12 protein-coding genes are annotated in these 16,405 nt (G+C 42.4%); all 12 read left to right on the top strand.

The features are described 5' to 3' along the window. Positions 1–19 precede the first annotated feature (19 nt). The 12 genes from FB592_RS02485 to FB592_RS02430 all read left to right on the top strand — a co-directional run bounded on the left by FB592_RS02485 (position 20) and on the right by FB592_RS02430 (position 16,371). The gene (locus FB592_RS02485) at positions 20–2,173 is read left to right on the top strand and encodes a SpoIID/LytB domain-containing protein (protein WP_103803399.1); all 2,154 of its coding nucleotides are present in this window, start codon (positions 20–22) and stop codon (positions 2,171–2,173) included. A gap of 87 nt (positions 2,174–2,260) precedes the next feature. Beyond that, complete coding sequence (locus tag FB592_RS02480) at positions 2,261–3,748, top strand: N-acetylmuramoyl-L-alanine amidase (RefSeq protein WP_041850468.1); 1,488 nt, start codon at positions 2,261–2,263, stop codon at positions 3,746–3,748. A gap of 219 nt (positions 3,749–3,967) precedes the next feature. Continuing rightward, positions 3,968–5,872 carry a (poly)ribitol-phosphate teichoic acid beta-D-glucosyltransferase TarQ gene (gene tarQ / locus FB592_RS02475; protein ID WP_141949239.1) on the top strand — a complete coding sequence of 635 codons (1,905 nt, stop codon included), beginning with the start codon at positions 3,968–3,970 and terminating at the stop codon, positions 5,870–5,872. Between the two features lie 234 nt (positions 5,873–6,106). After that, entirely contained in the window at positions 6,107–6,766 is a 660-nt protein-coding gene (locus FB592_RS02470) for a sugar transferase (protein WP_003242561.1), read from the top strand. 55 nt (positions 6,767–6,821) lie between these two features. Further along, a complete protein-coding gene (tuaB, locus tag FB592_RS02465) occupies positions 6,822–8,273 on the top strand; it encodes a teichuronic acid biosynthesis protein TuaB (RefSeq protein WP_141949360.1) in 1,452 nt (483 codons plus the stop codon). After that, a complete protein-coding gene (gene tuaC / locus FB592_RS02460; RefSeq protein WP_070547874.1) occupies positions 8,270–9,439 on the top strand; it encodes a teichuronic acid biosynthesis protein TuaC in 1,170 nt (389 codons plus the stop codon). The genes tuaB and tuaC overlap by 4 nt, the downstream gene beginning before the upstream one ends. A 61-nt stretch (positions 9,440–9,500) precedes the next feature. Continuing rightward, positions 9,501–10,886: a UDP-glucose 6-dehydrogenase TuaD gene (tuaD, locus tag FB592_RS02455; protein ID WP_003242596.1), complete on the top strand. Its 1,386-nt coding sequence runs from the start codon at positions 9,501–9,503 to the stop codon at positions 10,884–10,886. An 84-nt stretch (positions 10,887–10,970) separates the two neighbouring features. After that, complete coding sequence (gene tuaE / locus FB592_RS02450; RefSeq protein ID WP_141949238.1) at positions 10,971–12,437, top strand: teichuronic acid biosynthesis protein TuaE; 1,467 nt, start codon at positions 10,971–10,973, stop codon at positions 12,435–12,437. Between the two features lie 28 nt (positions 12,438–12,465). Further along, a complete protein-coding gene (gene tuaF / locus FB592_RS02445; RefSeq protein ID WP_017695313.1) occupies positions 12,466–13,146 on the top strand; it encodes a teichuronic acid biosynthesis protein TuaF in 681 nt (226 codons plus the stop codon). A gap of 23 nt (positions 13,147–13,169) precedes the next feature. Continuing rightward, complete coding sequence (gene tuaG, locus FB592_RS02440; RefSeq protein ID WP_038829893.1) at positions 13,170–13,928, top strand: teichuronic acid biosynthesis protein TuaG; 759 nt, start codon at positions 13,170–13,172, stop codon at positions 13,926–13,928. Positions 13,929–13,956: 28 nt separating this feature from the next. Continuing rightward, positions 13,957–15,150, top strand: coding sequence for a teichuronic acid biosynthesis protein TuaH (tuaH, locus tag FB592_RS02435; protein ID WP_080332566.1), 1,194 nt, complete (start codon positions 13,957–13,959; stop codon positions 15,148–15,150). A gap of 144 nt (positions 15,151–15,294) precedes the next feature. Next, positions 15,295–16,371, top strand: a complete 1,077-nt coding sequence (locus tag FB592_RS02430; RefSeq protein ID WP_003227975.1) for an MraY family glycosyltransferase — start codon at positions 15,295–15,297, stop codon at positions 16,369–16,371. Positions 16,372–16,405: the final 34 nt, after the last annotated feature.

Here is a 16,405-nt window from a genome sequence, read left to right as displayed (position 1 = left end):
TCTTAGGGGGTTCCATGTTTTGAAAAAAATGAAGCTCTTGCTTCTATCGTCAGTCACTGCGGCGGCTGTAGCATGTCCGGCGTTTATGCAGACTGCGAAAGCCGCAGATAAAACCATTTCGGTTAAGCTGAGTAATTATGTAGGCAGCAAATCAAGTTTGGATGTCGATATCACAGGCGGATATGAAATTTCCGGCTCAAGAATTGCGGATACGGAGCGATATGGAGGAGCAACTCGTTTTGATGTTGCCAATAATGTCGCCTCTGCCGGATGGACAAATCCAACGACTGTGGTCATTGTAAATCGGGACGCTTTTGCCGATGCGCTCTCAGCAACCCCGCTTGCCAAAAAGTACGATGCACCGATTTTATTAACAGACGCAGATTCGCTAACACCAAAAACAGAAAGCGAAATTGCAAAATTAAATCCTGACAATATTCTCATCATTGGCGGTACAATCAGTGTTTCTAAAAATGTAGAAAATACATTAAAAAAATATGGTTCTATCGATCGGATTGGCGGAGCAACCCGTTACGAGGTTTCTAAAAACATAGCCGATCGGATGGGGAATTACAGCCAGGCAGTAGTGGCCACAGGCATGGTCTTTACGGATGCACTGTCAATCGCGCCATATGCTGCAATGAACGGTTATCCGATTTTACTTGCGGGAGACAATAACATCCGCAGTGATTACAAAATTCCAAGCAAGGTTACAATTGTCGGCGGTCCGTTGAGTGTCAGCACTGGTGTGGAAGCTGCATTAAAAAAGAAGGCAACTGTGAAACGGATTGGTGGCGTTTCACGATATGAGGTATCTGCCAATATCGTTAAAGAATTAAATATGAAAGCAACAAAGGTATTTATGTCAAACGGCCAAACATTCGCGGATGCATTAACGGGATCTGTGCTTGCAGCAAAGCAGGGAAGCCCTTTACTGCTGGTTGAATCAGGAAGCCTGCCGTCACCAGTCGCTGATGTGGTAGCGTCAAAAGGGACTCAGTCATTTGCGCTGCTTGGAGGAAGCATCTCCATCAGTGATACGCTAAAGAACAAACTGGCAGATACTTTTGCAGGAACTGGATATACAGTCAAGTTAACCGGCGGAAACCTGGTGCTTTATAAAAACAGTACTGCAATCAAGACGCTTGGAACATCTTTTACAGCACAGCCTAAAAAGTATGCAACTACAAATTCTATCAGTCTAAATGGAACGCCATATCTCGGAAACATGAAATTTACAATAGAGTCAGGCAAATATATTCGTCCGATCAATGTGAATATCCCCTTTGAAGATTATTTAAAGGGTGTTGTGCCTCATGAAATGCCGGCCAGCTGGCAGAAAGAAGCGCTTAAAGCCCAAGCTGTCGCAGCGAGAACTTATTCCATCAATTCGGCCGGAAAAGAAGTAAAAGACACCACTGCTTTTCAGGTATATGGCGGATATGACTGGAATTCGAAAACTTCAGAAGTTGTTGAAGCTACAAAAGGAAAAGTTTTGAAATACAATGGAAATTTGATTTCAGCTACGTATTCCTCAAGCAACGGCGGCTATACAGAAGCGAGCGGTGAGGTGTGGAGCAGCCAGCTTCCTTATTTAATCGCCAAAAAAGATACGTACGACCCGCAAATCAGCTGGTCTCTGTCTTTAAATAAAACCCAGCTTGATAAGAGCAGTCTGAATCTGAAAAGCCCGGGTTCATGGTGGAGCTCTAAAAATGAAACAAACTCAGCATATTTGAGCGGTTTGAAAAGCTGGTTTATTAAAAATAAATACAGCAATGCTGAGTCTATCAAAATCACGAAAATATCCAGTGTGAAATTCAGCACGGAGAAAACTGCCGGTCAGCGGCCGGAAACAGCAAGCGTCACATTCTCATATTTCGTGAAAGAAAAATCAAATGGCTATATCCTGTCAAATGGAAGCCTCAGTGAAAAAACAGCAACAATTACTGTACCTGCAACAGAGCTGAGAACGATGCTTGGCGCTTCCAATATGAAGAGTACATATGCTTCTGTCTCAAGCAATACAAACGCCTTTCTCATTAGCGGTAAAGGATACGGACACGGCATAGGCATGAGTCAGTACGGAGCCAATGCCAGAGCAGCTGCCGGACAATCTTATACAACGATTTTAAGTTTTTACTATCCGGGAACAACTCTATCAAGCTATTAAAAGATTGTTAGAGTCAAAGGAGGCGAGATGCCTCCTTTGTTCGTTATTTGATTTATGAATCATTATGAATCTTTGGAGGGACTATCTTTGCGGATCTTTCTTAAAAGCATACCTATGCTGATACTAGGAGTCGTGTTATTTGTACCAAATGCGTTTGCGGCAAACTCTGTTACAAGGCTGGATGGAGCAAGCAGATATGAGGTTGCTGTGAATGTTTCAAAACAAGGCTGGAGCAGTGCGAGCACTGTTGTTGTGGCAAACGGAACAGCGTATGCAGATGTATTAACTGCTGCACCTTTGGCTTACAAATACAATGCCCCGATTTTATTGACGGAATCATCTAAACTGACTGCGCCGACTAAAGACAGAATCAGCCAGCTTAAACCGAGCAAGGTCATCGTCATTGGCGGAACGATCAGTGTTTCTAACAACGTTGTAAGCGACATTAAAAAATTGGGTATTTCCAATGTGGAACGGATCGGCGGAAGAAGCCGCTATGAAGTTGCCCAAAATATTTCTAAAAAGTTATCTTCAAATTCAAAAGCGGTAATCGCAAATGGCACGGCATATGCTGACAGTCTGGCGATCGGTTCTTATGCTGCCCGTAATGGTATTCCAATTTTACTGACTACTGCAAGCTCCATTCCTGCACCAACGAAAAGTGCGATGAACAGCAAAGGGACATCATCGACTATTGTGGTCGGAGGAGAAATCAGTGTCTCTAAAAATGTTTACAGCCAGCTTCCTTCACCAACAAGAATCGGCGGAAACAGCCGTTTTGAAGTGGCTGCAAACATAGCGAAAAAATATTATTCTTCATCAAAAGCTGCATTTGTCAGCAATGGCTATCAATATGCAGATGCTTTAGCGGGTTCTGTGCTGGCGGCGAAGCAAAATCGCCCAATGCTATTTACTGACGCCGGTTCATTGCCGACTGCGACAAGAACAGTCATCGGATCAAATAGCAAGAATACCTTCACAGTTCTTGGGGGAACTATTTCAGTGACAACAAATGTCGTGAACCAGCTTAAAAATGTAATTGTAGGCAAAAAGGTATTTGTGGATGCAGGACACGGTGGTTATGACAGCGGCGCGGTAGGTAATGGTTTAAAAGAGAAAGATGTTAACCTTGCCGTTGCTAAGCTTGTAAACAGCAAACTTTCCAATGGTGGAGCCATTCCGATTATGGCCAGATCTACAGATGTTTTCTTAGAGCTTTCAGAGCGGGTTGCAAAAGCAAAAAGCAATAATGCAAACCTGTTTGTGAGTATTCATGCCAATTCAGCGAGCCCAGCAGCAACCGGTACTGAAACCTACTATTATACAAAATATGAGTCAGAAAACAGCAAACGGCTTGCGACAGAAATACAAAACAGACTCTATAAAGCACTCAATACTCAAAACCGCGGCGTGAAAATCGGGAATTTCCATGTCATCAGAGAATCAACGATGCCGAGCAGTTTAGCGGAGCTGGCGTTCATTTCAAATGCGAACGACGCAAGTAAGTTAAAGAGTGCTTTGTATCAAGAAAAAGCAGCTCAAGCAATATATGAAGGAATCATTGGATATTATTAGGGGATTAAATTAGTAGACATCAATAGCGGCTTGCCGGCAGAACCCATCAGGAATTGCCGGCAAGCTTTTTTATACGATAAAATGAGAAAAATTTTAAACCACATATGCTATGTAAAAGTTTAACAAAATTTAAGGTTAGGCCTATTCTTATTGACAGATGTTTTTGATATAATTATCAGGCAAAAATATAACCGATCCATTAGGGTAGTGAGGTAATCGATGAAAATAAGCATTGTTATCCCTGTATATAATTCAGAAGATCTTATTTCCGAATGTCTTGATAGCTTAGTTAACCAAACGATGCCAAAAGAGGATTATGAGATTATATGTGTCGATGATAAATCTACGGATTCATCTTTAGACATTTTGAATCAATATAAAAAGAAATATGACAATATTGTTGTTGTTGAAAGAACCGTAAATTCAGGCGGTCCAGGTGCACCGCGGAATGATGCAATAAAAATTGCCAAAGGTGAATACATCCTGTTTGTTGATTCCGATGATTATCTAGGCAATGAAGCATTGTTAAGATGGTACAATTTCTCAAAAGAGAATGATTCAGATATTACTTTAGGTAAGTTAAAAGGGATAAACGGCCGAGGTGTTCCCAAATCAATGTTTAAGGAAACAAATCCAGATGTTGATTTGGTTGATTCCAAAATTGTTTTCACATTGGGACCCCAAAAACTGTTTAAAGCCTCACTTTTAAAAGAAAATCAAATCATCTTCCCTACTCACATAAAAGCAGCGGAAGATCAAGTCTTCACAATGAACGCTTATTTAAAAGCAAAGAAGATTTCTGTTTCAGCTGACTATGATTATTACTATCTGGTCAAAAGAGACGGTGAGCATATGAGTGTCGCTTATGTTCCCCCAGAGAACTTTTATGGAGCAATGGAAGATATTATCTCTGCTATCAAGGCTAGTGATCTAGAAGAAGCAAGAAAAACGAAACTGATGGCAGTATTTTTAAACAGGCATTTCGATTTTTCGCGGACAAAAAATGTCACAATAAAAATGAAGACAGATGAAGAAAGAGCTGAATGGTTTAAATATTTGTCCTCATTTATTCATGCAGTACCTGAAGAGGCTGACCAATTTGTGCTTCCGCATATCAAATTGCGGCTGCTGTTTATTCGGAATAATGATTTGCAGGGGTTAACCCAGTATGAGCGTGAAGAACAAGACATTAAAAAGTTCTGTGTTGTAAATAATGGGGATTTAATTGCACGTTATCCGAGCTTAGAACGCTATCCAATTTCTGAAGAGTTATTAAAAGTAAATTATAAAAATAAGCTTGAACATTATCTGCAGAATATTGAATTTAGCGATCACAGCCTCAGCATTCAAGGAACCATTAAACACAAATTGTTGGATGATGAAACGAATCAAAATCAATCTCTGACAGGAATATTTGTTCATCGCGATACAAAGGCGGAAAAATATATCGCGCCGGCTAAGTATGAAAATTCAACATTTACATTTGAGTGCAAGTTTGATGAACTGGCATCTGCAGAAGAAGATTTAGGCGTTTGGGATTTCTTTATTGAATCGTCAATAGATGGCTATAAATTAAGGGCGAGAATCGGAAACAAGCGTGCTGCGTATAAGTATTCAACAAACACGATGTATTTAGGGCATAATGCGTTGTTTGTCTTCAGTGCAAGACCATATTTCACAATGAACTACGATAATCTTTCGATTGATATAAAGAAACATGCCTATACAGAAGCAGAACTTTCATATGAAACTGAATCAAAAGATTTATCATTTATTTTTAAAGATAAGCAAATCTGTTTGCCAAATCATTCAAAAATGATTGTGAATACCGGACAGTCTGAAATCTCATTACCGGTAAAACGTATAGAGTTAGAGCCTAATTGCACAAAATTGACGGTAAACGTGCAGGGTTTGCTTGAACAGCTAGCTCATGTAAAGAAAGAGCGATTAATTGAATTTGCGATAAACACTTCTCAAAATAAAATCAGTGCAAAAGTGGATAACCAAGCAATTGTCTTGGACACAAGGAATGTTGAACGAAAATCCATGTTATTCTTTAGTAAAATGGTTGAGGTTCAATACAAGCTGTTAACCTCTAAATCAAAGTTTTATTTTCAATATTAAATGCTTCACAACGAAAAGAGACAAATCAGTAAAATGATTTGTCTCTTTTTTTAAACAATAAGCTTAATTTTTAAAAAAAGTGTCTAAAACAATAAAAAGTTTACGGATAAATGTCAGAAAAAATAACAAATTCACACTTCTTAACATACCATTTACATCCAATTAACATCCGTCTGCTAAACTGACTGGCATAGGTCATCATAACATCCCAAACAAATCGTGAGGTGTGTGTCAGTGAGTGCAGAGAAAAGCATGAATGTGAGTCGTGAATTCTCAGTTCAGCAAATACATTCTTTTACATTATCTGAAAAGACGGCTCGTTATTTGGCAATAAAGCGCGTAATGGATATTTGGTTTGCGCTCATTGGGTTGGCGATTGCGCTGCCAATGATTGCGGTATTTTCAATATTGATTTGTTTGGAGACGCCGGGGCCTGCCATTTATACGCAGGAACGCGTAGGGAAAGGCGGGAAACCATTTAAGCTTTATAAGCTTCGTTCCATGAAAATAGATGCCGAGAAGTCTGGGGCGGTTTGGGCACAGAAGCAAGATCCGCGGGTGACAAGGATCGGAGCTTTTATCAGAAGAACGAGAATTGACGAGCTTCCTCAGCTGTTTAATGTGCTGAAAGGCGATATGAGTATGATTGGCCCTCGTCCGGAACGGCCCGTATTTACGGAAAAATTCCAGAATGAGATTCCAGGCTTTACACAGCGTCTGGCTGTTAAACCGGGATTGAGCGGCTGGGCTCAGGTGAACGGCGGTTACGATATGACGCCGAAGGAAAAGCTGATATTTGATTTATATTACATTCGCAATCTGACTTTCACTTTAGAATTAAAAATTATGTTAAAAACTTGTAAAGTAGTTTGGACGGGTGATGGTGCAAGATAAAACGGGATTCCATTATTCACCATCAATCTGAGCTTAAAAAGAAGTAGGGAATATGATGCCAAGTATTACAAAACAAATCATGAGCGGTGCAAAGTGGACAAGTATTTCAACCATGTGTATTACAATCATACAAATTGTTCAGTTTGCCCTGCTTGGAAATATGATGACCTTAACAGAATTTGGGCTTGTCGGCATGATCACAACGGTTACAGTTTTCGCCCAGATTGTGCTCGATATGGGTTTTGGCGCAGCATTAATTCAGAGAGACGACGCGACGGAGCGCCAGCTGTCAACATTGTATTGGCTTAACATTATGACGGGCGTTTTGCTGTTTGTTCTTTTATATGTGAGCAGTCCTGTCATTGCGGGATTTTATCAAAGAGAAGAGCTGGTGTTTCTGGTTCGGATTCTGGCGATTATGTTTTTGATCGCGCCAATTGGACAGCAATATCAGTATATGCTGCAAAAGCAGCTGCATTTTAATACGTTAAGCAAAATAGAGATTTTTTCAAATGTATTGTCATTCGGATATTTAGCGATAGCGGTTTTTATGATGGATGCGATTTTGGCGTACGTGATTTCTCAAGTCCTGCTGCAGTCCAGTAAAGGGATTTTATATTGGGCTGTATACCGAAAAAAGTGGCATCCTGCTTTTGTTTTTGATTTGAGAGGCATGAAGGATTTCTTTTCTTTTGGAGCCTTTCAGCTTTCATCCCGTCTTGTGAACAGGCTGGGAGCAAATATCGACATGATTTTGATCGGCCGGTTTATTGGTGCTGAAGCATTGGGGATTTATAACCTCGCTTATCAGATTGTCACCATTCCGGTTTTGAAGATCAATCCGATTGTCACACGGGTGGCATTCCCTATTTTCGCAAAAAACAAATATGAAAACAGCGTGATCAGAGAAGGCTTTCTGAATATGACAAAAATGCTGGCGCTTGTTTCGTTTCCGCTGTTAATCGGGCTCGTGTCTGTGTCAGACGCCTTTATCACAGCGGTTTTCGGAGAAAAATGGCTTGCTGCTGTTCCGATCCTAAATGTTCTGGCGATTGTCGGAATACTAAGAGTGCTCATGAATCCAAATGGATCTGTGTTGCTGGCTAAAGGAAGAGCAGACTTATCGTTTTATTGGGATTCCGGCGTCCTGCTGCTGTACGGATTATCACTCTTTGCAGCTGTACAGACGGGAAGCCTGCTGACAGTCGCATGGGTGTATGCCATTATCAGCGTTGTTAATTTCCTGATCGGGCGCTGGCTTTTGGCATATGTCATCAAGCTTAACCTTTCGGCTTATTTCCAGTCGATTATGAAGCCATTTCTGATTACTGCGGCGATGGGCATCATCGCGTTTGGTGTAAGCCTCAGTACCGAACACTTCAGTATGCAGGCAGAAATGCGGCTGGTCATTTCAGTTGCGGCCGGGGCGCTGTGCTATCTCTTTCTTTTGGTAAAAGCGTACCCTCAAACAAAAAGCAAACTACTAAGAAAAGGACGTTTGTCATGAAGATTTTGTGGATCACAAGCGTATATCCGAGCAGTATGAAACCCGGAGAGGGTGTGTTTCATGAGACACAGGTGCAAGAGCTGCAAAAACTCGGGCTTGATATCACTGTGATATGCCCACGGCCTTTTCATTCAGCACCTGTCCGCATGCTGAAAAAGACATATCGAAAAAAGGATGCCAGACCGGAGTATGAGATTAGAAAGGGAATACCGGTTTACCGGCCTTTCTATCGGGCAGTTCCCGGCCAGCTGAAGTGGGCGCAGCCTCATCGGAGAATCGCATCAGCCGTTTTAAAAACCATGAAACAGCGCGACCTATATCCGGATCTGATCCATGCGCATTTTGCCATGCCATCGGGCGGGGCTGCGGCAGTCGTGTCAAAGTCAGCGCAAATTCCTTATGTCCTGACCTTGCATGGCAGTGATGTGAATGTCTATCCGCATTACAGCAAAGGAGCGTTTAAAGCCTTCAAGCGTGCCGTAGGTTCTGCGTCAGTTGTTTTAGCAGTCAGCCACAAGCTTCAGGAAGAAGCCAAAAAGCTTTCGGGCTTTGACAGCTCGGTTTTGCCAATCGGCATACAGCTCAGCCGTTTTCAGGAGAATGAGGAGACGAAAGAGGAAATCAGAAAAAGACTCGGACTCCCGCTCGATCAGCGTCTGGCTGTCTATGTCGGCCGGCTGGTCAGAGAGAAAGGCATTTTTGAACTGTCTGAAGCGATCGAATCGCTGCAGGACTCTCCTAAGGCAGTCTTTGTCGGGGATGGTCCCGCAAAATCGACGCTGACGCAGAAGGGGCATATCGTCACAGGCCAAGTGCCGAATCATCAGGTAAGAGACTATTTACTTGCGGCAGATCTATTTGTACTTCCTTCTTACAGTGAGGGGATGCCGACTGTTGTGATTGAGGCGCTGGCGCTAAGGGTTCCTGTTATTTGTACGGATGTTGGCGGAGTGTCGTCTTTATTCGGAAAGCACCAACATCTGCTGATTAAACCGAAATCCGCTCAAGCCTTGGCGGAAGCGATCACTCGGTACGAACATGAGCAAATATGGAAGCCGGAAGTAGCAGATGACTTGTATGAAACCGTGCAGGCTCAATTTGACGCAGGAAAAAACGCCAAGGCCTTGCATCATCAGTATCAGACGGTCACGAAAACGTCCGTTTAATCGTAAGACACTGCGACCATTATAAATAGGAAGATCATTTTACAGGAGAGGGTTGAGCGCTGTGAAAAAAATAGCTGTCATTGGAACAGGTTATGTAGGACTCGTATCAGGCACTTGCTTTGCGGAGATCGGCAATAAAGTTGTTTGCTGTGATATCGATGAATCAAAAATCAGAAGCCTGAAAAATGGGGTAATCCCAATCTATGAACCAGGGCTTGCAGACTTAGTTGAAAAAAATGTGCTGGATCAGCGCCTGACCTTTACGAACGATATCCCGTCTGCCATTCGGGCCTCAGATATTATTTATATTGCAGTCGGAACGCCTATGTCCAAAACAGGTGAAGCTGATTTAACGTACGTCAAAGCGGCGGCGAAAACAATCGGTGAGCATCTTAACGGCTACAAAGTGATCGTAAATAAAAGCACAGTCCCGGTTGGAACAGGGAAACTGGTGCAATCTATCGTTCAAAAAGCCTCAAAGGGGAGATACTCATTTGATGTTGTATCTAACCCTGAATTCCTTCGGGAAGGGTCAGCGATTCATGACACGATGAATATGGAGCGTGCCGTGATTGGTTCAACAAGTCATAAAGCCGCTGCCATCATTGAGGAACTTCATCAGCCATTCCATGCTCCTGTCATTAAAACAAACCTAGAAAGTGCAGAAATGATTAAATACGCCGCGAATGCATTTCTGGCGACAAAGATTTCCTTTATCAACGATATCGCAAACATTTGTGAGCGAGTCGGCGCAGACGTTTCAAAAGTTGCTGATGGTGTTGGTCTTGACAGCCGTATCGGCAGAAAGTTCCTTAAAGCGGGTATTGGATTCGGCGGTTCATGTTTTCCAAAGGATACAACCGCGTTGCTTCAAATCGCAAAATCGGCAGGCTATCCATTCAAGCTCATCGAAGCTGTCATTGAAACGAACGAAAAGCAGCGTGTTCATATTGTAGATAAACTTTTGACTGTTATGGGAAGCGTCAAAGGGAGAACCATTTCAGTCCTGGGATTAGCCTTCAAACCGAATACGAACGATGTGAGATCCGCTCCAGCGCTTGATATTATCCCAATGCTGCAGCAGCTGGGCGCCCATGTAAAAGCATACGATCCGATTGCTATTCCTGAAGCTTCAGCGATCCTTGGCGAACAGGTCGAGTATTACACAGATGTGTATGCTGCGATGGAAGACACTGATGCATGCCTGATTTTAACGGATTGGCCGGAAGTGAAAGAAATGGAGCTTGTAAAAGTGAAAACCCTCTTAAAACAGCCAGTCATCATCGACGGCAGAAATTTATTTTCACTTGAAGAGATGCAGGCAGCCGGATACATTTATCACTCTATCGGCCGTCCCGCTGTTCGGGGAACGGAACCTTCTGACAAGTATTTTCCGGGCTTGCCGCTTGAAGAATTGGCTAAAGACTTGGGAAGCGTCAATTTATAAAAAGAAAAAGTGTTACTTGGTTGAAGCTGCCGGCTGCTAGGCTCGGCCGCCGGCTCCTGAAACATCAGGAAAGGGGTTAAACATGTGAGTATCAAACGATCAGCGGTCCATATGCTAGCGTTACTGGCCGCTGCTATATTTGGAGTCGTCCTATTGCTGGGAGCCATCCATAAAGATATAGGTTTCATGCAGATGGCTGCTGTGCTTGCGGTGTTGGCAATTGGCCTGTTTTTACTGACGCTTGCAACCGCATTTACAACAAAAGAACGGCTCTTTATGGCTGTAATCTATATTTTGATCGCCTGCACTTTTTTAAATAATGCATTTTTCGCTATTCATCTTGGATTTTTCAGTTTGTTCCTTTACCGGCTTCTGCTCATTGCAGCGGGTTGCCTTCATATTTTCGGCATGGTTCGGAATCGAACCCATATTGAAAGATGGCATGGGCTGCAAGTAAAAGGGATTTTACTCTTTTTCGCCTTTTGGTTTATATATGGCCTTGTTTCTCTGCTGTGGGCCAAGTCGGTAACAGTTGGCCTCAAGTATTTAGCCTTATTGGCAATGGGAATTTTCTTCATTTATCTTATTGTCATGTACGTGCAAAAAATGGAGCGGCTGATGATTGTTTATGCCATTTGGCTGGTGATGACGGTATTTCTGATGATCATTGGTTTTTACAATCATATCACCCACCATCATCTTGCGAGTTCCACATTGTACAGCGGACCGGAGTATAAGCAGCATTATCCGACATCGGTCTTTTTTAATCAAAATGACTTTGCGACCTTTTTATCCATCAGCTTCTTTTTTTACATCACGATGATGAAAAACATTAAGAATGGATACATCAAGGCAATTGGCCTTGTGCTCTCGCTCTGTGCGTTGTATTTAATTTTTGCCACTGGTTCAAGAGCCAGCCTTCTGGGTATTTTTGCAGGTATTGCTGTCTACATCTTCATTGTATTGCCGCCTGTTTTAAAGAAAATGGCTATATGGCTGTCGGCGGCGGGAATTGCTCTTTTCGCAGTTCTTTTCGCCAGCAAAATCTATTCAAAGTTTTGGGAGCTGTTTCTGGCCCCGCAGACGCTGCATTCATTTCATGACAGGCTTCCATCAAATGTGGCTCGGGCAAATCTGCTGAAAAACGCTTGGCATTTTTTCCTTGATTCATACGGATTCGGAGTCGGGGCAGGAAATGTATCCTATTATCTTGAGCATTATGCTGTATATGATACTGACAATGTGGCAGAGGTGCATAACTGGCTTGTTGAAATTCTTGCTAATTTTGGCTTGTTCATCATGCTGGGATATCTGTCCGTTTATGCCTACCTCATATGGGTGCTTTACAAGTTTTATGAAAGAAAATTAGAAAATCAGTCAAAACTGATCACAGAAGGACTTATTACCGCTATGGTCAGTTTCCTGGTATCAAGTATCAGCCCAAGCTCTGTTTCAAATTTATTTTTCCATTGGGTGTTTATGGCGCTCGTCATCGCCGCCGTGAATGTGTTAAGGCGATCCAGACAAATGCCTGAGCCGATGTACAGATAAACAGACTACAAAAAGCAGGGAGACTTATATGAACGATATATTGATAAGAATAGCCCGTCGCATAAAAAAAAATATCATTTGGATCATAGCGGTGCCAATTATATTAGGTGCGGCGGGGTATATCCTGCCGTCACAGATCGCTGATCAAAAGAGCTATACAGCTGAAGATACTTTGGCTGTGGGGAGCTATGATCATCCGGTTTATAACAGCACAGAAGAGATTCCGCTTCTGCTTAAGAGCGACTCTTTTTTGAAGGAGGCGCTTCCTGATGAAAAGGATGAAGATGTAGCAGAGATCAAAGAGAAGCTTACCATCAAAACGGAATCCAAATCGTTACTGACTTTAAGCTATAGCGACGAGGATAAGGATAGAACGGAATCTGTCTTAAACGCCATATCCTCCACCTTCCTCAAAAATGATCAAAAGCTGTATGCAGAAAGAGAAGCCGTCATCCGCAGCAGCATAGACGCGCTTGAAGGCGAGTCGGTGAGCGAGGATTCCAAAGTGGATAAAGAGAGATTTTTATATGAGCTCAAAAACACACAGCTTAACCTGAAAGCGGCAAGTGTTACTGATTCCGAAACCGTAAGTGAGACAGCAGGCGGCGGAATGTCTCCGAAAAAGAAAGCAGTTCTCGGCGTTATGATTGGCCTTACGATTGCCTTTATGTTCGTTGTCATTCCTGAATTTTTCAGAGAATCCTTTTAAAATCATACGATGGAGATGTGATCATGACCAATTGGAAACCTCTCGTATCTGTCATTACACCTTCCTATAATGCGCGTGACTATATTGAAGACACGGTTCATTCGGTATTAGATCAGAGCCATCCTCATTGGGAAATGATTATCGTGGATGATTGCTCAACGGATGGGACCCGCGACATTTTACAGCAGTATGAAAAAATAGACGAAAGAATTCATGTGGTGTATCTGGAAGAGAACTCCGGAGCTGCGGTTGCTCGCAACAAAGCGTTGGAACGCGCTCAAGGGCGCTACGTAGCATTTTTGGACAGTGATGACAAATGGAAAAAAGACAAACTGGAAAAGCAGCTTGAGTTTATGATGGAGCGCTCCTGTGCGTTTTCTTTCACGGGCTACAGCTTAATGGCGCAGGACGGGACCCCGCTCGATAAATTTATTCATGCGCCGGAAAGCCTGACGTACGATGACGCCTTGAAAAATACAATTATCGGCTGCTTGACGGTGATGATTGACAGGGAGCAAACGGGACAGATCCAAATGCCGAATATCAGAACGAGACAGGACTTAGCCACATGGCTGTCTCTTTTAAAAAAAGGATTTACTGCCTATGGAATGAATGAATGCCTGGCTGAATATCGGCTTGTCAATAACTCAATTTCCAGCAACAAATGGAAGGCTGCGAGAAAAACGTGGTTTGTCTACAGGGAGATCGAACGGCTTCATTTTATGAAAGCAACATGGTGTTTTGTTCAATATGCAAAAAACGCGGTGAAAAAAAGATTATAGCCGCAAACAGAGAGAAAAGGTGATGAAGGTGGAAACAAAAGAAGCAATCATTCATGTCATCGTTGCCACTGCTGAATGGGGAAAAGACCAATTGAGATACAGAAGGCACCGGCTGGCAGAATTTTTAGCTGCTCAGGAGGAAACGAAGGAAGTTATTTGGGTATGTCCGGCTCCGCGTGCCCAAGGGAAAGAGTTTCAGGAAGTCCATTCTGGCATCAGGCAATTCGCTGTCAAAGACCTGCTGCAGAAAAAAATGTTTCGTTTCGGACGATATACAGATGTCTTTTACAGACATAAGCTCTCCCCATTACTCGATGAGCTTACATCTGCTTCTGCAAACGGTGAACGCTGCTGTTTATGGTACACGTTTCCGGGATTCCCGCTGCTGTCTTCGCTGTATCCTTGGGATCAGGTCATTTATGACTGCAGTGACTTATGGGCGGCGCCGATCAGCGGCCGATCAAATCTGCTGTCTGAATTCCGGCGAAAAGTCATTAAATCGGCAGAGCTGAGAATTATACAACGAGCAGATTCAATAACCTGTTCATCAGATTATCTTCACAAGGAAGTAGACAAAAAACTGACTGCAGGACGAGAAAAGGTTCATACTGTGGAAAACGGTGTGGAGTATGAGCTGTTTTCTGCAAACAAACAAGCTCCCGATCGCAGTATACTGCAGGGGAGAGAAGGAACAGTGTTAGGTTTTATCGGCGGAATTAAACCGAAGCTCGATTTTAAAATGATTGAAGAAGCCGCCCTGCAAAAGCCTGATTGGACATTTTTATGGGTTGGCCCGGATGCCACCAATGGTGACGTTTCGTTTCAAGAGCTGCTGAGGCTTCCAAATGTCATATGGACCGGCCCGGCAGATCCGAAAGAAGTTCCGCATTTTATGGAGCTTATCGACATTGGCATCATGCCTTATAAAAAATCATCGTATAATCAAGCTGTGTTTCCGCTGAAACTATTTGAATTTTTAGCGGCAGGAAAACCTGTCGTCGGCTCTAATCTTCCGTCAACCTCAAAAATGCAAAAGCCGTATGTATACGAATATGTAGAAGGTGATCATCCAATTGATTTTATAGCAGCTTGTGAAAAAGTTCTCGAACAAAACGGAGACGAAACCTATAAAGAAATGCGCCGAAACATCGCTCGCACACAAGATTGGAATTGCTTATTTACACAAATTATGAAATATACAGGGATTCAAAAACATGCGTAGTCCTATAAATTGGGATGCGCGTTTTTTGATTATACGTGTTTCTTTTTGATGAAGCTTGTTATAATAACTAAGGAGAAGGTATAATGGAAGGAACGGTTCTCTATATAAATAAAGACTTCATTTAATTCCAAAGGAGACTTCTTTATGCTTGACGAACGCATGATTCGCATTGTTGTTGCGTTTATTGTCTCGCTGCTGACAGTTTTAATCATAACCCCAATCGTAAAAAGGATTGCGATTAAAATAGGTGCAGTTGACCAGCCCAGCAATCGAAAAGTACATGACAAAATCATGCCCCGCATGGGCGGGCTGGCCATATTTATCGGGGTGGTTGCAGGCGTGCTTGCATCCGGTATTTACACAGAAACAAGGATGACGGCAATTACAGTCGGAGCATTCATCATTATTGTGTTAGGTATTCTTGACGATAAATATCAATTAAGTGCAAAAGTTAAGTTTTTGATTCAATTAGGTGTAGCCATTATGATTGTAAGCACTGGCTTAAAAATGGACTTTTTCTCAGTACCTTTTTTAACAGAACGATTTGAGTTAGGATGGATGGCTTATCCGCTGACGGTATTATGGATTGTCGGCATCACGAACGCAATTAACCTGATTGATGGATTGGATGGCCTTGCTGCCGGTCTTTCTGTTATCGGCCTGTCAACGATCGCTGTCATGGCGCTATCCGGCGGAAAAGTGCTCATTCTGTCACTCTCATTAGTCGTTATTGCCAGCACGCTGGGGTTTTTGTTTTACAACTTCCACCCGGCAAAAATCTTTATGGGAGATACGGGATCACTTTTTTTAGGGTATAGTATTTCGATTCTTTCATTATTAGGCCTGTATAAAAGTGTCACATTGTTCAGTATCGTTATCCCGATTATTATATTAGGCGTACCGATTTTTGATACAACTTTTGCTATCATCAGGAGAATATTAAACAAACAGCCGATTTCAGCCCCTGATAAGTCGCATATTCACCATAGACTGATGGCCTTTGGCCTTTCACATCGGATGTCGGTCTTAGTTATTTATTTAATTGGATTTATTTTCAGTATCAGTGCGATAGTACTTAAAAGTGCCACAATTTGGCTTTCTTTGTTTATTATCTTCATTTTAATTATTTTTATGCAAATCATAGCAGAAGTGACAGGACTCGTGAATGAAAAATTTAAGCCGTTTACAAAGTTTTATAAACGGCTGGTGAAAAGGAATTAAAAATTCCGGCTTATGTGCCGGAGTTTTTTTCTGC

The sequence above is a fragment of the Bacillus sp. SJZ110 genome, from assembly GCF_006715455.1.
Lineage (GTDB): Bacteria > Bacillota > Bacilli > Bacillales > Bacillaceae > Bacillus > Bacillus subtilis.
The sequence above is the reverse complement of the archived record's forward strand: the minus strand, read 5'-3'. Positions and strand labels throughout refer to the sequence as shown.

What these genes read in the sequence shown, in the direction of transcription:
- FB592_RS02430 (WP_003227975.1), top strand. Translation starts at nt 15,295, where the DNA reads ATGCTTGACGAACGCATGATTCGCATTGTTGTTGCGTTTATTGTCTCG.
- tuaB (WP_141949360.1), top strand. Translation starts at nt 6,822, where the DNA reads ATGCCAAGTATTACAAAACAAATCATGAGCGGTGCAAAGTGGACAAGT.
- tuaC (WP_070547874.1), top strand. Translation starts at nt 8,270, where the DNA reads ATGAAGATTTTGTGGATCACAAGCGTATATCCGAGCAGTATGAAACCC.
- tarQ (WP_141949239.1), top strand. Translation starts at nt 3,968, where the DNA reads ATGAAAATAAGCATTGTTATCCCTGTATATAATTCAGAAGATCTTATT.
- tuaG (WP_038829893.1), top strand. Translation starts at nt 13,170, where the DNA reads ATGACCAATTGGAAACCTCTCGTATCTGTCATTACACCTTCCTATAAT.
- tuaF (WP_017695313.1), top strand. Translation starts at nt 12,466, where the DNA reads ATGAACGATATATTGATAAGAATAGCCCGTCGCATAAAAAAAAATATC.